This is a genomic window from Escherichia sp. E4736, assembly GCF_005781225.1.
In the GTDB taxonomy this organism is placed as follows: Bacteria; Pseudomonadota; Gammaproteobacteria; order Enterobacterales; family Enterobacteriaceae; genus Escherichia.
Genome location: NZ_VATT01000014.1, coordinates 409,564 through 430,532 on the forward strand (window position 1 = coordinate 409,564; position 20,969 = coordinate 430,532).

Annotated in this window: 20 protein-coding genes; 3 read left to right on the forward strand and 17 right to left on the reverse strand. The window is 50.3% G+C overall.

Annotation, left to right across the window (positions count from 1 at the left end; all coding sequences use genetic code 11):
• Positions 1-67 precede the first annotated feature (67 nt).
• Positions 68-2,074 (forward strand): bifunctional tRNA (5-methylaminomethyl-2-thiouridine)(34)-methyltransferase MnmD/FAD-dependent 5-carboxymethylaminomethyl-2-thiouridine(34) oxidoreductase MnmC, encoded by a 2,007-nt coding sequence (gene mnmC / locus FEK46_RS11120; protein ID WP_135559340.1) that lies wholly within the window; start codon positions 68-70, stop codon positions 2,072-2,074.
• 214 nt (positions 2,075-2,288) lie between these two features.
• On the opposite strand, the gene FEK46_RS11125 is transcribed toward mnmC, so the two are convergent.
• Genes FEK46_RS11125 through prmB form a run of 6 tightly spaced genes read right to left on the reverse strand, consistent with a single transcriptional unit; the run spans position 2,289 to position 6,838 of the window.
• Positions 2,289-2,567: a YfcL family protein gene (locus FEK46_RS11125; protein ID WP_135559339.1), complete on the reverse strand. Its 279-nt coding sequence runs from the start codon at positions 2,565-2,567 to the stop codon at positions 2,289-2,291.
• A gap of 33 nt (positions 2,568-2,600) precedes the next feature.
• Positions 2,601-3,149: an elongation factor P hydroxylase gene (gene epmC, locus FEK46_RS11130; RefSeq protein WP_135559338.1), complete on the reverse strand. Its 549-nt coding sequence runs from the start codon at positions 3,147-3,149 to the stop codon at positions 2,601-2,603.
• Positions 3,149-3,958: a sulfite exporter TauE/SafE family protein gene (locus tag FEK46_RS11135; RefSeq protein ID WP_064526496.1), complete on the reverse strand. Its 810-nt coding sequence runs from the start codon at positions 3,956-3,958 to the stop codon at positions 3,149-3,151. Before FEK46_RS11135 ends, epmC begins: the two co-directional genes overlap by 1 nt.
• Positions 3,958-4,782: a penicillin-insensitive murein endopeptidase gene (mepA, locus tag FEK46_RS11140; RefSeq protein WP_135559337.1), complete on the reverse strand. Its 825-nt coding sequence runs from the start codon at positions 4,780-4,782 to the stop codon at positions 3,958-3,960. Before mepA ends, FEK46_RS11135 begins: the two co-directional genes overlap by 1 nt.
• Positions 4,783-4,785: 3 nt before the next feature.
• Positions 4,786-5,871: a chorismate synthase gene (aroC, locus tag FEK46_RS11145; RefSeq protein ID WP_135559336.1), complete on the reverse strand. Its 1,086-nt coding sequence runs from the start codon at positions 5,869-5,871 to the stop codon at positions 4,786-4,788.
• A gap of 34 nt (positions 5,872-5,905) precedes the next feature.
• Entirely contained in the window at positions 5,906-6,838 is a 933-nt protein-coding gene (gene prmB / locus FEK46_RS11150) for a 50S ribosomal protein L3 N(5)-glutamine methyltransferase (RefSeq protein WP_130207278.1), read from the reverse strand.
• Positions 6,839-7,003: 165 nt separating this feature from the next.
• Here prmB and smrB point away from each other — a divergent pair, with 165 nt between their 5' ends.
• Positions 7,004-7,555 (forward strand): endonuclease SmrB, encoded by a 552-nt coding sequence (gene smrB / locus FEK46_RS11155; protein WP_000730806.1) that lies wholly within the window; start codon positions 7,004-7,006, stop codon positions 7,553-7,555.
• A 44-nt stretch (positions 7,556-7,599) separates the two neighbouring features.
• On the opposite strand, the gene FEK46_RS11160 is transcribed toward smrB, so the two are convergent.
• The 11 genes from FEK46_RS11160 to FEK46_RS11210 form a co-directional block, all read right to left on the reverse strand.
• Positions 7,600-8,427: a StfH/YfcO family fimbrial adhesin gene (locus FEK46_RS11160; protein ID WP_135559335.1), complete on the reverse strand. Its 828-nt coding sequence runs from the start codon at positions 8,425-8,427 to the stop codon at positions 7,600-7,602.
• Position 8,428: 1 nt separating this feature from the next.
• Positions 8,429-8,914, reverse strand: coding sequence for a fimbrial protein (locus tag FEK46_RS11165; protein WP_130260717.1), 486 nt, complete (start codon positions 8,912-8,914; stop codon positions 8,429-8,431).
• A gap of 41 nt (positions 8,915-8,955) precedes the next feature.
• Entirely contained in the window at positions 8,956-9,435 is a 480-nt protein-coding gene (locus FEK46_RS11170) for a fimbrial protein (RefSeq protein ID WP_130207284.1), read from the reverse strand.
• Positions 9,432-9,929: a fimbrial protein gene (locus FEK46_RS11175; RefSeq protein ID WP_131162052.1), complete on the reverse strand. Its 498-nt coding sequence runs from the start codon at positions 9,927-9,929 to the stop codon at positions 9,432-9,434. The genes FEK46_RS11170 and FEK46_RS11175 overlap by 4 nt, the downstream gene beginning before the upstream one ends.
• Before the next feature lie 15 nt (positions 9,930-9,944).
• The gene (locus tag FEK46_RS11180; protein WP_135387025.1) at positions 9,945-10,646 is read right to left on the reverse strand and encodes a fimbria/pilus periplasmic chaperone; all 702 of its coding nucleotides are present in this window, start codon (positions 10,644-10,646) and stop codon (positions 9,945-9,947) included.
• Positions 10,647-10,716: 70 nt separating this feature from the next.
• Entirely contained in the window at positions 10,717-13,353 is a 2,637-nt protein-coding gene (locus FEK46_RS11185; RefSeq protein ID WP_135490987.1) for a fimbrial biogenesis outer membrane usher protein, read from the reverse strand.
• Positions 13,354-13,435: 82 nt separating this feature from the next.
• Complete coding sequence (locus FEK46_RS11190; RefSeq protein ID WP_130207292.1) at positions 13,436-14,002, reverse strand: fimbrial protein; 567 nt, start codon at positions 14,000-14,002, stop codon at positions 13,436-13,438.
• 632 nt (positions 14,003-14,634) lie between these two features.
• Positions 14,635-15,120: a phosphohistidine phosphatase SixA gene (gene sixA / locus FEK46_RS11195; protein WP_130207294.1), complete on the reverse strand. Its 486-nt coding sequence runs from the start codon at positions 15,118-15,120 to the stop codon at positions 14,635-14,637.
• A 201-nt stretch (positions 15,121-15,321) separates the two neighbouring features.
• Positions 15,322-17,466 carry a fatty acid oxidation complex subunit alpha FadJ gene (fadJ, locus tag FEK46_RS11200; protein ID WP_135559334.1) on the reverse strand — a complete coding sequence of 715 codons (2,145 nt, stop codon included), beginning with the start codon at positions 17,464-17,466 and terminating at the stop codon, positions 15,322-15,324.
• Positions 17,466-18,776 carry an acetyl-CoA C-acyltransferase FadI gene (gene fadI, locus FEK46_RS11205; protein WP_138194682.1) on the reverse strand — a complete coding sequence of 437 codons (1,311 nt, stop codon included), beginning with the start codon at positions 18,774-18,776 and terminating at the stop codon, positions 17,466-17,468. The genes fadJ and fadI overlap by 1 nt, the downstream gene beginning before the upstream one ends.
• A 180-nt stretch (positions 18,777-18,956) precedes the next feature.
• The gene (locus tag FEK46_RS11210) at positions 18,957-19,241 is read right to left on the reverse strand and encodes a YfcZ/YiiS family protein (protein WP_001296261.1); all 285 of its coding nucleotides are present in this window, start codon (positions 19,239-19,241) and stop codon (positions 18,957-18,959) included.
• Positions 19,242-19,612: 371 nt separating this feature from the next.
• Here FEK46_RS11210 and fadL point away from each other — a divergent pair, with 371 nt between their 5' ends.
• On the forward strand, positions 19,613-20,953 hold the full coding sequence (gene fadL, locus FEK46_RS11215; RefSeq protein WP_130207302.1) for a long-chain fatty acid transporter FadL: 1,341 nt from the start codon (positions 19,613-19,615) through the stop codon (positions 20,951-20,953).
• The last annotated feature ends 16 nt before the right edge of the window (positions 20,954-20,969 follow it).

Sequence of the window (20,969 nt, forward strand, 5' to 3'; positions counted from 1 at the left end):
GAGAAATTTGCGCAGCCTGGCACACATCGCTAAGATCGAGCCACCGCCTGTAAGACGAGTAACTTACGTGAAACACTACTCCATACAACCTGCCAACCTTGAATTTAATGCTGAGGGTACACCTGTTTCCCGAGATTTTGACGATGTCTATTTTTCCAACGATAACGGACTGGAAGAGACGCGTTATGTTTTTCTTGGGGGTAACCAATTAGAGGCACGCTTTCCTGAGCATCCACATCCTCTGTTTGTGGTAGCAGAAAGCGGCTTCGGCACCGGATTAAACTTTCTGACGCTATGGCAGGCATTTGATCAGTTTCGCGAAGCGCGTCCACAGGCGCAGTTAAAGCGCCTCCACTTTATAAGTTTTGAGAAATTTCCCCTCACCCGTGCGGATTTAGCGCTAGCGCACCAACACTGGCCGGAACTTGCGCCGTGGGCGGAACAGCTTCAGGCGCAGTGGCCTTTGCCCCTGCCCGGTTGCCATCGTTTATTGCTCGATGAAGGCCGCGTAACGCTGGATTTATGGTTTGGCGATATAAACGAACTGACCAGCCAACTGGACGATTCGCTAAATCAAAAAGTAGATGCCTGGTTTCTGGACGGCTTTGCGCCAGCGAAAAACCCGGATATGTGGACGCAAAATCTGTTTAACGCCATGGCACGACTGGCGCGTCCGGGCGGCACGCTGGCGACATTTACTTCTGCCGGTTTTGTCCGCCGCGGTTTGCAGGAAGCCGGATTCACCATGCAAAAACGTAAGGGCTTTGGGCGCAAACGGGAAATGCTTTGTGGGGTGATGGAACAGACATTACCACTCCCCTGCTCCACGCCGTGGTTTAATCGTATGGGCAGCAGCAAACGGGAAGCAGCGATTATCGGCGGCGGTATTGCCAGCGCGTTGTTATCGCTGGCGCTATTACGTCGCGGCTGGCAGGTAACGCTTTATTGTGCGAATGAGGCCCCCGCGCTGGGTGCTTCCGGCAATCGCCAGGGGGCGCTGTATCCGCTTTTAAGCAAACACGATGGGGCGTTGAACCGCTTTTTCTCTAATGCGTTTACTTTTGCTCGTCGGCTTTACGACCAATTACCCGTTAAATTTGATCATGACTGGTGCGGCGTAACGCAGTTAGGCTGGGATGAGAAAAGCCAGCATAAAATCGCACAGATGCTGTCGATGGATTTACCCGCAGAGTTGGCTGTAGCCGTTGAGGCAAATGCGGTTGAACAAATTACGGGCGTTGCGACAAATTGCAGCGGTATTACTTATCCGCAAGGTGGCTGGCTGTGTCCGGCGGAACTGACCCGTAATGTGCTGGTACTGGCGGAACAGCAAGGTTTGCAGATTCGTTATCAACATCAGTTACAGGATTTATCCCGTAAGGATGACGGTTGGTTGTTGAATTTTGCAGGTGATCAGCACGCGACGCATAACGTGGTGGTACTGGCGAACGGGCATCAAATCAGCGGTTTCAGCCAAACATCATCTCTGCCAGTATATTCGGTTGCCGGGCAGGTCAGCCATATTCCGACAACGCCGGAACTGGCAAAACTGAAACAGGTGCTGTGCTATGACGGTTATCTCACGCCACAAAATCCGGCGAATCAACACCATTGTATTGGTGCCAGTTATCATCGCGGCAGCGAAGAGACGGCGTACAGTGAGGACGATCAGCAGCAGAATCGCCAGCGGTTGATTGATTGTTTCCCGCAGGCACAATGGGCGAAAGCGGTTGATGTCAGTGATAAAGAGGCGCGCTGCGGTGTGCGTTGTGCCACCCGCGATCATCTGCCAATGGTAGGCAACGTGCCTGATTATGACGCTACACTCGTGGAATATGCGTCGCTGACGGAGAAAAAAGATGAGGCGGTAAGCGCGCCGATTTATGACGATCTCTTTATGCTTGCTGCTTTGGGTTCGCGTGGTTTGTGTTCTGCCCCGCTGTGTGCCGAGATTCTGGCGGCACAGATGAGTGAAGAACCGATTCCGATGGATGCCAGTACGCTGGCGGCGTTAAATCCGAATAGGTTATGGGTGCGGAAGTTGTTGAAAGGTAAAGCGGTTAAGGCGGGGTAATCTGCTTTGGCATTGTTTGTCGGATGCGACGTGAACGCCTTATCCGACCTACGTGTGACATGTAGTCCTGATAAGACGCGGTAAGCGTCGCATCAGGCATGGTGCACCCAATGTCGGATGCGGCGTGAACGCCTTATCCGACCTACGTGTGACCTGTAGGCCTGATAAGACGCGATAAGCATCGCATCAGGCATGGTGCTCCAGACGCCGCAACTTACTGCTGTGACGCCTGCTGAAACAGTTGTTCCCACATATCGGTCACCAGCGCCTGGTCACGCGGCGACAATTCACCCGCGCCAATGGCTTTTTCCAGACTCTGGCTAACGGTCGTATGCACCGCCTGAGCGGAGTGGTCATCACCACTTTCCAGTTCTGCGATGGCTAATGTCAGGTGGCCACGCAAATACCCACTGGCAAACAACTCATCATCACTGGCATGGTCAACCATACCGTCGATTAATGCCAGAATGCGTGATTCAAACTCCGCGATCATCTTCTTTCCTCATTGTAAAACGTGGCGCCGGCTTCAGTTGAGCGCTTCCGGCCACGGGAATCGTTCCGCCGTAAGTTCCGGCGTGTGATAATAATTTTGTAATGCTTTAATTAAGCGTGCCGGACGTTCTGGAATACCGTTAGCCAGATAATCCATCACCTGCACATGTACACGCCGTTGAAACACCACGCGATCCGGTTCGAAATCCCCTTCCAGATTGTCGCAACTGACGTTAAACGGATATCCCGCCGCCACGCAGAACAACCAGTCGAGCGCCTGCGGCTTCACTTCAACATCTTCAAACTGACTTTGCGTTTGGGCATCGCGACCGTCCGGGCAATACCAGTAGCCGAAATCAACCAGCTCACGGCGCGCTTTCCCGGCAATACACCAGTGCGAAATCTCGTGGATGGCGCTGGCGTAAAAGCCATGAGCGAAGACGATTCGGTTATACGGTACTTCCGCATCAGCAGGAAGATAGATCGGTTCGTCGTCGCCTTTAATCAGACGGGTATTAAATTCATCGGCAAAGCAGCTATTAAAAATTTCAATTAACTGCTCATAGTGGTGTGTACTGTTCATTAGTTCATCCCCAACCAGTGGAGGATCTCCTGTCCGTGGCTATCATAAAGTAATTTGGCACTCATCACCGCCGAGACGATAACGATCATCGGGCGGATCAGCTTTTGTCCTTTGCTCAACACCAGTCGTGAACCCATGCGCGCGCCGAGGAACTGCCCCACCAGCATCACAAAGCCCGTCGCCCAAATCACTTTGCCGCCGAGAATAAACAGCAGTAAACCGCCGATATTTGACGTTGCGTTGAGTAATTTTGCGTGAGCCGTGGCTTTGGCGAGGTTGAATCCGCACAGGGTAACGAAGGCCAGCGCGTAAAACGATCCGGCTGCCGGACCAAAGAATCCGTCATAAAAACCGACGCAGCCACCGGCAATTAACGCGAAGGGCAAACCGTACATCCGGCGCTGGCGATCTTCTTCACCCAGCTTTGGCATCAGCAAGAAATAGAGGCCGATGCAAATCACGAGGATGGGCAATATCTGCCGTAATATATCGGCCTGAACATATTGCACCAGCAGTGCGCCACTCATTGAGCCGACAAAGGTCATGGCGATATTGAGTTTTTGATCGCTTAAACTAACCACTTTGCGGCGAATAAAGTAGATAGTGGCGGAAATAGAGCCACCGCAGGCTTGCAGTTTATTGGTTGCCAGCGCGTTAGCGGGAGACATCCCCGCCGCCATCAATGCCGGAATAGTGAGTAACCCACCGCCACCGGCAATCGAGTCGATAAATCCCGCCAGCATGGCGACAAAAAAGAGAACTCCCAGCAGCAGCGGGGAAACCATAAACAGGCTATTAAACGTTTCCATTAGATCACGTGCTCATCCAGTAGCGCCTGGCAGGAAGGCGGCAACGGAGGCGGTGTCTTCTTCTCAGGCTTTGTTGTTCCCGGTTTTGGAGGTTCAAACCAGCTTTGCAGTTCTGCCCCGCAACCATCGCCTGGTGGCGGTAAAGGTTGATCTTCACACTCCAGACTATCGGCAGGACAACGTAATCGTACATGCATATGCGCGCGATGCTGGAACCAGGGTCGCACTTTGCGCAACCAGTCGCGATCGGTGCCCGCATCAAGGCAAAGTTGTTGTTTAATCGCCGGATTAACAAAAATGCGCGTGACGTCTTTGTCCTGGGCGGCAAGTTTGATCAAGCTGAAAATTTCCGGCTTCCACAGCGTCGGGACAACGTGTTTACCGTCGCGGGAAACCAAATCTAATGCTTGCGGGCGCAAGAGCTGCGCAGAGGTCCAGCGTGTTTTCGGCAGTTGCAGGAAGATATCGACATCCAGTCCGGTCTGGTGGCTGGCGTGACCGCCGTTGAAACGCCCACCAGCAGGCATCCCCATATCGCCAATCAACACCGTCCCCATGCCCAGATTGCTCACCTGACTACTCAGACGTTGGATAAACATCACCAGGTCCGGGTGACCGAAGTAGCGACGCTGATCGGTACGCATGACCTGATAATGTTCGGACTGTATCGGCAGCGTGTCAGCGCCGACGATACAACCATTGGAGAAACTACCTATCGATTGTGCGCTACCCGGCACAGGTTGGGTTATTTTTTGCCACGGCGTCGCTGCCTGGCTGACGCTACTGGCAAACAGGGCCAGCAGCGCAATCGCAGTTTTGTTCATTTTTTACCAGCGTGGAATATCAGTCTTCACATCGGCATTTTGCGCCCGCTGCCGTAACAGGTGATCCATTAAAACGATCGCCAGCATCGCTTCAGCGATCGGCACCGCGCGGATCCCGACACAAGGATCGTGACGACCTTTGGTGATCATCTCAACTTCTTCGCCAAAGCAGTTAATGGTGCGCCCCGGCACGGTAATGCTGGAGGTCGGTTTCAGCGCCATATGGGCAATGATTTGCTGCCCGCTGCTGATACCGCCAAGAATGCCGCCCGCATGGTTGCTCTGGAAACCGTCTTTGGTGATTTCGTCACGGTTCTGGCTGCCGCGCAGCGCCACCACGTCAAAACCATCACCGATTTCCACGCCTTTCACCGCGTTGATGCTCATCAGCGCATGGGCGATGTCGGCATCCAGGCGGTCAAAGACCGGCTCGCCAAGTCCGGCGGGGACGCCACTGGCAACAACGGTGACTTTCGCGCCGATGGAGTCGCCCTCTTTTTTCAGTGCGCGCATCAGTTCATCTAAGGCTTCGATTTTGTCCGGGTCCGGGCAGAAGAACGGATTTTGCTCGACCTGCGACCAGTCTTTGATTTCCAGCGGAATGTCGCCCATCTGGGTCAGGCAGCCGCGGATTTCAATGCCAAATTTCTCGGCGAGATATTTTTTGGCAATCGCCCCTGCCGCCACGCGCATGGCGGTTTCACGGGCGGAAGAGCGTCCACCGCCGCGATAGTCGCGCAAACCGTATTTTTGTTCGTAGGTGTAATCGGCATGGCCTGGACGGAAAACGTCCTTAATTGCGCTGTAATCCTGAGAACGCTGGTCGGTGTTTTCTATGAGTAGGCCAATGCTGGTGCCGGTGGTCACACCTTCAAAAACACCGGAGAGAATTTTGACCTGATCCGGCTCGCGGCGCTGGGTGGTATAGCGCGATGTCCCAGGGCGGCGGCGGTCAAGATCGTGTTGCAGATCCGCTTCCGTCAGCGGAATGCCTGGCGGAACACCATCGACGATGCAACCGAGCGCCAGCCCGTGCGATTCGCCGAAGGTGGTTACGCGAAAGAGTTGTCCAATTGTGTTTCCAGCCATCACGGCTCCGTTATTGTTGTGTTTGCGTGTTTATTTAATCTTTATAAATCGCGAAATGTTCACGTGCGGCAATAAGCTGCGCTTTGGTGAGCATAAACACACCGTCGCCGCCGTTATCAAACTCCAGCCAGGTGAACGGAACATCCGGATATTGTTCCATAAGATGTACCATGCTGTTGCCGACTTCACAAATCAGCACACCATCATCAGCAAGATAATCTGCCGCGTTACCGAGAATGCGGCGCGTCAGTTTCAGGCCGTCGGTACCAGACGCCAAGCCCAGTTCCGGCTCGTGACGGTATTCATTTGGCAGGTCGGACATATCTTCCGCATCGACATACGGCGGGTTGGTGACGATCAGGTCGTACTGCACTTTCGGTAAATCACGGAACAGATCGGAACGAATCGGGATGACATTGTGGATCAGACCGTGTTCTTCGATGTTCTGTTCGGCAACCGCCAGCGCGTCTGGAGAGATGTCCACCGCGTCGACTTCCGCTTCCGGGAAAGCATAAGCGCAAGCAATAGCGATGCAGCCGCTCCCGGTACACATATCTAAAATGTGCTGCGGTTGCTTGCTGATGAGTCCGGCAAATTTATTGTTGATCAGTTCACCAATCGGCGAGCGCGGCACCAGCACGCGTTCATCGACGTAAAATTCATGGCCGCAGAACCACGCTTTGTTGGTCAGATAAGCCACCGGAATGCGTTCGTTGACGCGGCGGATCACGCGCTCAACAATGCGGTGTTTTTCGCTGGAGGTCAGACGCGCATTGCGCATATCTTCCGGAATATCCAGCGGCAGGTAGAGCGAAGGCAACACCAGCTGTACGGCTTCATCCCACGGGTTATCGGTGCCGTGACCGTACCAGATATTTGCCGCGCTGAAGCGGCTAACCGACCAGCGCAACATGTCCTGAATGGTTTGCAGCTCATTTACTGCTTCATCAACGAAAATTTTATCCACGTATTCCTCCAGGGCATGATCGCAATAATTTCGGCGGCTAGTTTGCCATGAAGATGACGATAAATCAGCATTCACGCGCGGTGAGTGAGGAAAAATACGTTTAAAACGATCGATTGCGCGACGAGTCGGGTAAACTGTAGGGAAATTAGAAATAGAGACACATCAATGAAAAAGAAAACAACACTTAGCGAGGAGGACCAGGCTCTGTTTCGCCAGTTGATGGCGGGGACTCGCAAGATAAAGCAAGATACGATTGTCCACCGACCGCAGCGTAAAAAAATCAGCGAAGTGCCGGTTAAGCGGTTGATTCAGGAACAGGCCGATGCCAGCCATTATTTCTCAGATGAGTTTCAGCCGTTATTGAATACCGAAGGCCCGGTGAAATATGTCCGCCCGGATGTAAGCCATTTTGAGGCGAAGAAACTGCGGCGCGGTGATTATTCACCGGAGTTGTTTCTTGATTTGCACGGTCTGACGCAGCTACAAGCCAAACAGGAGCTGGGCGCGTTGATTGCCGCCTGCCGCCGTGAACATGTGTTTTGCGCCTGTGTGATGCATGGGCATGGTAAGCATATTTTGAAGCAACAAACACCACTGTGGCTGGCGCAACATCCGCATGTGATGGCGTTTCACCAGGCCCCCAAAGAGTACGGTGGTGATGCGGCGTTATTGGTGTTGATTGAGGTGGAAGAGTGGCTGCCGCCTGAGTTGCCCTGAACGCAAAACCGGATACGGCATAAACGCCGTATCCGGTTTGGTCGCTACAACATATTCAGCACATACTGGAATCGGCAAGTGGAATCTATTGGCTGCGGTGTAGTAGTATCGACACGCACCACAATATCATGTAGTTGTTTGTCGGTTATCGCATGTCGGTTTGGTATGGTTGTCACTTTGCTATCTGTACAACCATATGACGTAAAAGTGATCATTTGCGAAATAAAACGACAATATGCGCCACGCTCGTTAAATTGGCTACCATCACACAACTTGCCATCCTTCATCAAAAAGGTAGGGAGTGTATTTTCGATTATCCCTCCCGTGGATTTCAATGATAACAGCTTGCTATGCACTACCGAATTTGGACTCCATGAAACATCATAAGGGTCTAAAGGAACTGGCGGACAGGTGGAGTTAAACGCTGAAGGCCCCAGGTAAACAGTACCAGTCGCTCTTGCTTGTGTTTTGATATTACTGGTCACTATCCAGGGACAGCTACCGGGATCGCCTTCAACGATAATATCCATGATAACCTTACTACAACTAAAACCTCCCGATGTCGGCAACCCTGGGCAATTCGATGAGTCAATATAATCCCCACTTTTCACATTAATTTCTGGTGCTGTCCCTGGCCCATTCCAGGATATATTGGGAATATCTCCGGTATAAAGAGTATAACCATCCCGGTGATATGTTCCCTGATAGACGCCAGATAAAGTTTGGACATTAAGTTCATACCAGATTGAGGTATTACCGTTACCGGCATACCCCATCAACGTGTGCATATCACGAAATATTGTTGATGCCATCGCGGTGGGTACCATTAGTATCAACACTAGTAAGCAAAAAACATGGCGTAATTTTTTCATTTTAAAGGTACTCAAACGTTGCGGTTAGCTGGGCGGTAAAATTGCCAGGAGTCACATCACGACCGCTTTTTGCCTGTAACCAGGCCCGGAAATTAAGACTATTGCTGCCGTTATTAAGTACAAAGGTCGCTCCAGTAGTACTATTGATAGCAACAGGTGTGCCGTCGTTTTTTTCCATACCTATACCAACTCCCTGCGCACCCGATGACGCATCCAGCGCCAGAATACCCGGCTGTTCGCTATCTTCCGTGCCGGTCAAGGTTACCTTTACGTTGTATGACGTTGGTCCCTTACAGTCTTTCAGTTGAAAAACCACCGGCACACGGGCCGACTGCCCGGCGACCACTAAATCTTGTGCACTCACCGTAGGAAACTGTACTTCCGCCAGCAATCCTTGTGTCTCTACCGGTGTACAGGTTTTATTCAATAAATTACCGTAAAAATGCAGGTTGTCAGCAGCCTGCACCGGCGCTACACAGATCAGCATTAAGCTCCCCAGCAGCGTTGCGAGAACATATTCTTGTGTTTTCATTGGTAATCCACCTGTAGCGTGGCATACGCGGAAAATGCTCCGTCTCCCAACACCGCGCCGCTGGCTTTCACCGGTACCGCCTTGAGCATTGGGGGGCTGGCAGGATCAATACTCAGAGGTTTATCCAGCTCAAACGGACTGCCATTTTGTTGCATTTCAATGCCCAGGTCGGTAACGCTGGTCTGGACTGCCGACGTATTGTAATTGGTGGGAGTCCCCTTCCAGGTCAGAGTCATCTCCCAAACCGCATCACGAACTCCAGAATCACAGGTGATCTCATAGGGTACAGTCTGACGAAAGTTAACACCGTCAATGTCATTAATAAGGATGTCGCCAAAATCCACTTCAATGGTTTTCCCGCCGCTAATGGTACAAACTGGCGGTGATACCAAAGTTCCGTGAAAAGTAATGTCTGGTGTCGCCGCCTGTACCACGCAACAGCAACCACAAATCACAAAAAAACCGAGTCGTTTCATTGGTAATCCACCACCATCGTCATACTGGCGTTAAATTCCGACGCCGCGAGTGATACACCGCTCTCTTTTACTGGCACCGCTTTCAGTTTCGGTTGGCTGTTGATGTTGAAAGGCGTCCAGTTGTTTTCGCCAATCGGAAACAGCGAATTATCAGACGCACTTTCAATTCGAATCCCAAATCCAGAAATTCCTGTACTCAACACTGTTTCGCCATTAATCGTGGTAGTCGTTCCCTTAAACTGCATTTGCAGGTCGTCACTTAGACTTCCCTTACAGTCCAATTTGTACTCAGCATTCATGCGATAGTTGGTGCCATTGATCTTTTTGATGATCACATCACCAAACTCCACAGCACTACCCGTTACTGAACAAGGTGGCGGAGCATCGACCAGCACCCGCAATATCAGATCAACGGATTTCGATTCTCCGCCTGCCGCAGGATGGCTCACCACACCAAAAACCAGCAGTAATTTAACCAGAAACATCTTTCTCATCGGATTCTCCTGGAATCAGCCTTTGCTGCTTAGTTCTTCATCCACCAGACAGGCACTACCGCTACAGCGGAAAAAGAGCGGCATACGCGCACCATAGTCGTTGACATAGGTCAGCACTGGTGTGCTATCCATTTTCACGTTTAACGGGGCGTTGGTTTTGGGCGGCATGACTAACGGCGAGAAACCCGCCGCTGGATTGCCATTTTTCTGCGTACTGGCGTTGCTGATGATGACGTAATACGCCGTTGGGTTATTGACGGTAAATTCCTGGCCGCTGCGGGTTAGGGTCACTTTATGCTGCCAGGGAGTTTGTGTGCTGCTTTTTTCCAGTGCCTTAGGACGCCAGAAAAGTTTGATACGTGTCTGCAGAGCAATTTGCAGCGTGTTAGCTTTATTCGATTTAGGCGGGATCTCGCGAACGTTAAAGTAGAACATCGTTTCGCGATCGGCAGGCAATTTGTGGATATCTGGCAATCCCTGAATTTTCACCTGACCGTTCATCATCGCATCAATACGCTGTACAGGAGGTAAAACAGCTAATGGTGAACTCACCTTGTTACCCTTTTCATCTTCAATCCAGCTTTGCGCCAGGTAAGGAAGTTTAGGATCGTTATTACGTAGGGTAACACTAATAGATTTGTCACTTTCGTTAAAAATCAAACGGGTACGATCGGGCGTCACTGAAGCCTGTGCGTAAAAACTTGCAGCCGCCGCCATCAACGTCAATGTAGTGACGATCTTTTTTGAAGAGATATGTTTAGACATGGATCATTCCTTAATCACGTTATTAATTCGATGAAACAGACATTGGTGGTTCCATTGGTGTCACCTGTTGTGTCTGCTCCTGAATGACGGGTTGAATATCATGTGATATTGCGGGAGCACTTCCCCCAATTTGCTGGCATGGCAACAGCAAGCCATTGAAGAGATCATCCGGTAGCGGGTCCGGCAGACTGATATCGCAGTGGGATTCTCCCTCCCAGGATACCGTCATGCGTTCACCCGGTTTAACGCCCGCCAGATAGACATTCCCTTCATCATCAACCAGACCAACTTGCTGTTTATTAACATTTTTCACTTCCGCACCAAATGGCGGATGACTGCCATCCTGCAATCGCAATACCGCCATTGCTTTCTGCCCACTGATCACCGCAAATTTACGATAACCAATGGCACCTTCCGTTAGCGTTGCCTGGACCACCGACTGGGTGGCCTCAGCATTTTCTGGCAGGTTATTCAAATCGATATAAGCCTGATTACGGTAGTAGTCGTTAACATCGGCCACCACGGCTTTACCAAACATGTTGGTATAAACAGCAGCACCGTTGCCTTCTACTGGCACATTGGCAACGCCATCGGCATCAATCAGCAAACGCGTGCCGCCCATGTTCTGCGTGCGATGCAGCGCGCCGCCGTGGGCAGTCAGCGTTGCACCGCCCTGTAAAGAGATACCCGCGGAAGTGTATTGCCCTTCATGATAGTTGGCGCTCAGATCAACTTTTGCCATAGTGCCATCGTGGCTGTAATAACCATCTACACTGGCGTGGTTTTCACTGGTCCCTGTGCTCACCGTATAGTGGCTGGCGTCATCTATTCGATGGTACAAGCTCGCCTGGCTGCTGTCGGCACCACTGCCATAGTTGCCGTTGTAACTAATGGTGCTGCTGTCACCCCACGGCAGGCTTAAGGAAAGATAAATACCTTTATCGGCATTGTTATCGTATTCATAGCGATAACCGGTCAGAGAAACGCTCATGTTTCTGATACTTCCCATATTGAAATAATGAGAAAGCATCATGTTGTAGTTGGTTTGATCTTCGCGGTCCCAGTAAGTGTGGTGGGAATAGTTGAGATAGACCGAAACACGCGCATCCCTGAAGTTCTGGTTGTAAGTGACCGTATACATCTCTTTGTCGTTACCCGTGCGCGCCCGATCGGCGTTGTTGGCATCCAGATATTCGCTCATGGTCATGTAGTTTTTTTCAGAGAAGCGATATCCGGCAAAGGTCACACGGCTGTTGAGTTCATCAAAATCTTTGGCATAACTGACGCGATAAGAGTTACCATCCAGCGTTTTGTTACCGTATACGCTGTTGTCGTCAAAACGAGTACGGGAGTGGGTAACGTCAAACGCTAACGCGCCGAACAGTGCCAAATCGCGTCCAAGTCCAATTGCCGCTGACTGGTAGTTTTCATCCGCTAACGCACCACCATAGAGCGACCAGCCATTGGCAATCCCCCATGATGCCTCACCTCCCGAGAAGAAACTCCCTTCGACATGATGATCCCAGTTTTGCGGACGGCCCATCGCCACTTTATATCGCACCTGGCCTGGTCGGGTCAGAAACGGCATGGAAGCCGTGCTGACGTCATATTCCTGCACCTGACCATTTTGTTCTTCAATACGGACATGCAGAGTACCAGATACCGAATCACCAATATCCTGAATACGGAACGGACCTGCGGGGACCTGGGTTTCATAAAGGACGCGCCCCATTTGCGTTATCGTAACTTTCGCGGTGGTATGTGCTACACCGGAAATATCCGGAGCGTAGCCGCGAAGGTTTGGCGGCAACATTTGATCGTCGGTGCTGATGCTACCGCCAATGTAGCTAAAGCCATCAAAAATATCGGAGTTGAGGTAATCTTCGCCCAAAGAAAGTTTGGCTTTTAATGACGGCAAGGCGCGCCAGGCGTAGTAACGGCTCCACTCCCAGTTTTTTTGCGTGCCGCTATCGTTAGCATCACCATCATCGTTACTGCGGGTATGCTGATAGTCGCTCTGCCAGTCGGCACGCAGGCGCCACGGGCCAACGTTAACGCCAACCGTACCATTACCACTAATATCGTTAGTATCATCCCCACCCTCTTCATGCCGGGTCTGGGCGTTGATACTGTAATCGGCAATAAGACCGGGAATACCTTCATCCCAACGTGAAGGTGGATCCCATTCACTGTCGGTATATTCAAGATAAGCCTGTGGCAAAGAAATCACGAGAACTGACTGGCTTAAATCGCCAGTCATTTCCATGCCATTTAACGGTTCAGTATTCAAACACTGACCATCACGAATCCATTGCAAATTTTTCGTGATATCTTCTTTAAAGCCTAACTGTGCAACCAGTTCAGGCGGTAAGCAGGCATACGATTTATCAGGATTGTTTTCGACTGCGTACCAGTAGATATCGTATTCATCAGGTAAGGATTGGTTATTTACATGAACCTGTAAATTATATTTACCCGGCTCAACATAACCTTTTTGGGAAAAACGACCCAAATCAATTTTGGTATTCCCTTTTAACTCGAGAAATCGGGCATCAAACTGAATGGTATCATCTGCCAGGGCATAAAATGGACTTCCGGAAATTGCCAGAGCAATCCACCACGAAAGTCCCCGTAAACGGAGAAAAGAATGTTCGGGCATTTACGTATCCATCCGTAATTATTATAATTTAATTATCTTTCATTTAAAAACCCCATAACTTTGCAGTTATGGGGGAGTCACATTAAAGATACGTAATCTGGAATGTTGTTAGCGTTTCAAACGGAGCCGGAGTTGGTGTTACCGCAGCAGTTTCACCTACTAACCAGGCTTTAAATTTCAGCGTTTGTTTCTGTTTGCCTTTACCCGTTGAACTGTCCATTGCGATGGCCTGATCGATACCTTTGCCCAGGTCATAGCCTTTACCACGCTGGTCGCCAATCACCAGACTTACGTTTGGAACTTCGGTGCCATTATCCAGGTTAGACAGGGAGTAATTATTTGGATTACCGGAATATGGATTACCGGTAAATGTCGTGGTCATCGTTGTTTCAGTATTGAAATTGCAATCCTGTAAACGAATCTGGAAATCCTTTGGTGTGGTAGTTTTGCCACCCGTTAAAGAACCGGTACCGATGCTCCCCATATCCACTTCCAGCTTATGGTCATCAGGAACAATTGAGCACGGAGAGTCTTCAATTATACCGAAAAATCTCACTGTACCGTTGTTCCCTGCGGCTACGACCGATGCTGAAGTCAGCGCCCCCATAAGCATTGCTGTGGCGACGGCTGCTTTTACAAACTTACTCATTATTTGTCCTTAAATCATAAATAATTAAAATGTCAGCCAACTGACACATTAATACTGAATATAATAACTTTCAGTGTAATTTGCAGTGGCTTATAACCCACCATTGAATAGGATTTCTGAGGTCTCGTGAGATGATATTCTTTGGCGTGGCGAGCATGTTGATATTATAGAGCGCGTGACACAATTTAAATTTACTAACAACAATATTTAGAAATATTTAAATAATTAACAAAACAAATAATATTTTGAGAACTTTCCTGGAATTACGTGGCAAATGGCTAAAATATGGTATAAACACATCATGGAGTGAATGATTGAAGAGCAAAAAACAACCAACAGCAAATAACACGATTGTATTTTTATTTTTTGCCGATACAATATTAAAACACTATAATTAATATAAAATCAAGACCAAAAAGTATCTCTTTTCTACTCTCTTATTTTGCGTTCACAGTGGTTAACTCTGGAAATAAAATACAAGAAAAGTTAATGAATGTTTCTAGATGTAACTTTATGCAAATCGGCGATTAAACGCTAAAAAGACGCCATCTGCATCGTTATTGGGAGAATTTCAATAAGGTATGAAAAATTCAGGCCCGATAGCTTGCGCCATCGGGCACTTTACGATCACATCAGATTGCTTTTGCCATTTTCAAATTACACGGACTCATCTGCCAGTTGAATGTGCCGTTTCCGCTTTCATCAAGCGTTACGCTGGCAATGGCCGAAGTGGTAAACATAGGCGGCGTTTCGCCCGGACATAACTCGGCAACCAGATACCCGACTAACGGTAAGTGGGAGATAACCAGTACCGAAGCGACACCTTCATTGGTCAGCGCCTGTAAATATGCACTGACCAGCCCTACATCGCCGCAGGGCGTCAACTCCGGCAGAACTTCCACGTTGGAAGGCAGGTTCATACAATCCCCTACTTCCTCCAGTGTTTGCTCGGCTCGCAGGAACGGGCTCACCAGAACACGTTCGACTTCCACTTTTTGACCTTTCAACCAGTTCGCCATCAGGCGAGATTCGTCACAACCGTTAGTGGTCAGAGGACGAACCGAATCACTGGCGGCATCGAGGGCTGCGTCGCCGTGACGCATGATAAAAACTTGCATATTGCACCGCTTTTGTTAACCAGATTCACCCGCCCCGTTCATCTGAAACCAGAGAAACAAAGCGGTGGCCGGCATTGTGCCTTATCCATTCACCGAATGAAACGCTGTTTTTTACCTCAATGGCGCAAGTATAGTCAATATGCGTTTACATTTTGACCAACACTCCGCCATTCAGCGCGGATTCATATAGCTTTGACCCTTTTATTGAGGGTCAGTTGCACTTGTTTTCCAAAAACTTTCCCCGCGCTCGCTCATCTCTAATAAACGCTCGCAAGGGGTAAAACGAGAACCATACTGCGTGGCCAGTCGTTGCATTGTTGCAACGACTTCCCCCGCGCCGAGAGCATCGATATATCGGAACGGGCCACCAAGAAACGGTGGGAAGCCTATTCCAAATACCGCGCCAATATCCCCGTCACGCACACTTCGGATAACCTGCTCGTCCAGACAACGTACTGCTTCATTCAGCATCAACATCACACACCGTTCAGCAACCTGCGGTGCGGAGAGTCGCCCCTGCCCTTGTACACCAATTAGCGGGTAAATGGCGGGATCGACCTGTTTTTTGCTTTTACGCCCTTTTTGGCCATAAAGATAGAAACCTCGGCCATTTTTTCTGCCTTTGCGATCATCATTCAAAATTGAAGAAACAACATTTGCAGGCGCGCTAAAACGTTCTCCATAAGTTGCTTCCAGTACAGGAATAATTTTAGTCCCGGTATCAATTCCTACCTCATCCAAAAGTTGGATTGGCCCCACCGGAAAACCAAATTTCACCAGCGCGGCATCAATATGCTCAACACGTTCGCCTTCGGTCAACATGCGGATAGCTTCATTAATATACGGCGCCAGGATGCGATTGACATAAAACCCAGCTTTATCCTTTACCACAATCGGCGTTTTGCCCTGTTTTTTCGCCAGTTTTACCGTGGTGGTGATGGTTTTCGCCGATGTCCCCGCATGAGGAATGATTTCCACCAGCGGCATTTTTTCCACCGGGCTGAAGAAATGCAGGCCGATAACTTGCTCTGGTCGCGTGGCGTGCGCGGCGATATCGCTAATCGGTAAAGAGGACGTGTTCGATGCAAAAATGGTATGAGAAGCGCAGTTTTGCTCAACTTCTGCCACCATCTGCTGTTTTAATTCGAGATTTTCAAACACCGCTTCAATAATCAGATCTCGATGGGCAAAGCCACGGTAATCCGTCGTCCCCGAAATTAAAGCCAGTTGCTTGTCGCGTTCGCTGGCTTTGAGATGACGACGGCGCACTTTACCCTCCAGCTGATCCCAACTGTATTTCAGCGCATGATTTATGCCCTGGGCATTGATATCTTTAATTCTTACCGGCAGACCCGCTTTACAGGCAGTAACGTAGGCAATTCCACCGCCCATCAACCCGCCGCCTAAAATCCCCACGCTGTTTAATGGCGCAAGAGGAGCATCACTGCCGGGATCTTTCTTCACTTCAGTACTGGCAAAAAAGATATTGCGCAGCGCCTGCGATTGCGGCGTCATCGCCAGTTCACCAAACGCCCGAGCTTCGGCGTCATAGCCACTGCTGGTCCCCTGCGCTAAACCGGTTTCAATAACGTCAAGAATGCGTTTTGTCGCTGGATAGTTACCCTGAGTTTTTTGCTCTGTTTTCTTGCCTACCATTTTGAACAACAATGCACGACCTAACGGCCCCGCCAGAATACGCTCGCGTACAGGTAGAGGGCGGGAAGATGGACGATCCTGCTTTGCCAGCTCAACAGCGGCTTCCAGCAAAATGGAGTGCGGAACGACGTCATCCACCAGCCCCAACTTTAATGCCTGTTTCGCCCGAAGTTGTTTTCCGGTGAGGATCATCTCTAATGCTGTGCTGACACCTGTCAGGCGTGGCAAACGCTGAGTTCCGCCTGAACCTGGCAATAATCCAAGCTGAACCTCCGGCAAACCGAGCACAGTTTTAGGATCGTCAGTACAGACACGGCCATGACATGCCAGCGCCAGCTCCAGCCCGCCCCCCAGGCAAGCGCCGTGAATAGCGGCAATAACCGGAACAGGCAGAGCATGAATTTCCGCCATCAACTGTTGGCCCTGCCGCGCCAATGCTTCCGCTTCTTGCGCCGTTTTGCAGTTGCCGATCATGTTGATGTCTGCGCCAGCGATGAAGTTATCTGGTTTAGCGGAGACAAACACCACGCCGCGCAACTCTTTGTTTTCACGGAGTTGCTTAATAATGGCGCGCACCTGCGAGGCAAATTCCGCCTTCAGGGTATTCATTTTCTCGCCGGGAACATCAATGGTGATAACGGCAATGTTGTCCAGACGGACATTGAGGGTAAACGCTGATGCCATTTCCATTATTCCGCCTCCACAACCATTGCCGCGCCAAGCCCACCTGCGGCACAGGCAGTCACCAAACCAAACCCACCGCCGCGACGCCGCAGCTCATGTAAGGTCTGGGTAATCATCCGTGCGCCGGTAGCCGCAAAGGGATGACCATAAGCAATCGAGCCGCCAAGCACGTTAAATTTGCTATCGTCCACTTCGCCAGTGGCATGTGCACGCCCCAGTACGTCGCGAGCAAAACGTTCGCTGCCAAGCAACTGAATATTGGCCAGCGTCTGGGCGGCAAACGCTTCGTGCATATCAATCAACGTCAGATCGGCCATTGTCAAGCCAGCACGTTCCAGCGCCAGCGGTGTTGACCAGGCCGGACCGAGCAGCATGTCCTGCCAGACATCTATAGCGGTAAATGCGTAGCTGCGCAGATATCCCAGCGGCACCAGCCCTAATTCTTTCGCCCGGGATTCAGTCATCAGGATCACCGCGGCCGCGCCATCGGTCAGCGGCGTACTGTTTGCCGCCGTTACCGTCCCGTGTTTGCGATCAAACGCCGGGCGCAGCTTTGCGTAGTCGGCAAGCGTGGAATTGCCGCGAATATTATTATCTTCCGCAAGAGGCTGTTTATAAGGCGGGATATAAGCGGTCATGACTTCTTCTTTTAATTTACCTTCTGACCACGCCTGGGCGGCACGTTGATGCGAACGGTGGGCCAACGCATCTTGCTGTTCACGGGTAATGCCGTATGTTTTCGCCATTTGTTCGGCGGTGTCGCCCATCCGTAATCCAGTGGAGTATTCCGCCACTGCCGGAGGCACCGGCATTAAGTCACGCAAACGTAAGCGAGAAAAAAGTTTCAGGCGCTGGCTCATGGTTCGTGCTTTGTTGACATCAACCAGCACGCGCGCCAGTTTTTTACTGACGCCAATTGGCAATACGGAAGAGGAATCTGCCCCACCGGCAATCCCCGCTCGAATAGTTCCCGCCATCAGGCTTTCTGCGACGTTTGCAACCGCCTGGAAACTGGTAGCGCAAGCGCGGCTGACGCTGTAAGCATCGGTATGCACATTCATTCCAGTGCCGAGAACAATTTCACGCGCAATGTTGGGCGCTTCCGGCATTTGCACAACCTGACCGAAGACCAGTTGCTCAATCACTTCTGCGGGAATTTCGCTGCGTGCCAGCAATTCGCCTACGACCATCTTCCCCAAATCAACAGCAGGAATGCCATGAAAAGCCGTCGTCTGGCGGGCAAAAGGCGTACGTAACCCGCTAACGATGGCGATACGATCGCCCTGACGGGTAATCAGCGGTAAAACCTGACCCATAACACTCCCCTGTAAAAATAAGATATAAAGTGGTCTGACCTGATCATAGTCTTAACCATTTTTTTACATTTAGCCAAGCGGAGAAAAGGGAAAGTGGGAGCTATGACACAGTGAAGACAGGAGAAAGAAAAGAAAACGCCCCTGCCTGTTGCTGGCAGGGGCGTACGTACCCGAGAGGAATTAACGCAGACCCAGCTGGAAGATCAGCATTTCAGCTTCGCAGGCAAAAGTGAAATCGATATCCAGGCGCACACCGTCAGACTCTTCAGTGAAAGTCGGGGTGATTTTGCATGGTTCGGATTCCACGCTACGGGCTTTTTCAGTCAGCGCCGCCAGCGTTTGTTCTGCTTCTGCGCGGTTTGCAAACACACGGCTGTAAGACGCGGTGCAGTCGGAGTTGTCCATAATGGTGCCAACATCCATACAGCAGCAAACCGGGGTTTCATCAGCACTACATTTACTCATCGTTGATTTCCTCTGTATGTGCACCTAAGGTGCCAGATAAACGTTGCGGATATTTTACGCTTCTGAAAAGTGCCACTCCAGTTGTTAATTCTGCAAAATCGGATAAGTGACCGAAATCACACTTAAAAATGATCTAAAACAAAATTCACCCAAATCTATGAGTGCACTACCTCCAAATTTTGCCAGCTGGATCGCGTTTTTTAGATCATATTTGAAAAAATATAGAAACATACTTGCAACATTCAATCTGGTCCGACCTATACTCTCGCCACTGGTCTGATTTCTAAGATGTACATCAGACCCTACACTTCGCGCTCCTGTTACAGCACGTAACATAGTTTGTATAAAAATAAATTATTGAGGTTATGGTCATGAGCCAGAAAACCCTGTTTACAAAGTCTGCTATCGCAGTCGCAGTGGCACTTATCTCCACCCAGGCCTGGTCGGCAGGCTTTCAGTTAAACGAATTTTCTTCCTCAGGCCTGGGCCGGGCTTATTCAGGGGAAGGCGCAATTGCCGATGATGCCGGTAACGTCAGCCGTAACCCCGCGTTGATTACCATGTTTGACCGCCCAACTTTTTCAGCGGGCGCGGTTTATATTGATCCGGATGTAAATATCAGCGGAACGTCTCCGTCTGGTCGTAGCCTGGACGCGGATAATATCGCGCCTACGGCATGGGTTCCGAACGCTCACTTTGTTGCGCCAATTAACGATCAATTTGGTTGGGGAGCTTCCATTACCTCTAACTATGGCCTGGCGACAGAGTTTAACGATACTTATGCAGGCGGTTCTGTCGGTGGTACAACCGACCTCGAGACCATCAACATGAACTTAAGCGGCGCCTATCGCTTAAATAACGCATGGAGTTTTGGTCTCGGTCTGAATGCCGTCTATGCCCGTGCGAAAATTGAACGCTTCGCAGGCGATCTGGGGCAGCTGGTTGCAGGTCAGATTATGCAATCTCCCGCCGGGGCGACTCTACAAGGACAGCAACTGGCGGGCATGGCTAATAGTATCCCAAGCGATGAGAAAATTGCCCATCTGAATGGTAACAAATGGGGCTTTGGCTGGAATGCCGGCATCCTGTATGAACTGGATAAAAATAATCGCTACGCGTTGACCTACCGTTCTGAAGTTAAAATTGACTTCAAAGGTAACTACAGTAGCGATCTGCCAATTGCTATTAACAACTACAATTTCGGTCTGCCAACGGCTACGGGCGGAGCTACGCAGTCAGGTTATCTGACGCTAAATCTGCCTGAAATGTGGGAGGTGTCTGGTTATAACCGTGTCGCGCCGCAGTGGGCGATTCACTATAGTCTGGCTTACACCAGCTGGAGTCAATTCCAGGAGTTGAAAGCTACGTCCACCAGTGGTGATACGCTGTTCCAGAAGCATGAAGGCTTTAAAGATGCTTACCGCATCGCACTGGGTACCACTTATTACTACGATGATAACTGGACCTTCCGTACCGGTATCGCCTTCGATGACAGCCCCGTTCCGGCACAGAACCGTTCGATTTCCATTCCGGATCAGGACCGTTTCTGGCTGAGCGCAGGTACGACATATGCATTTAATAAAGATGCATCTGTCGATGTTGGTGTCTCTTATATGCACGGTCAGAGCGTGAAGATCAACGAAGGCCCGTATCAGTTCGAGTCTGAAGGTAAAGCCTGGCTGTTCGGTACTAACTTTAACTACGCGTTCTAATAACACGCTAGCTTAA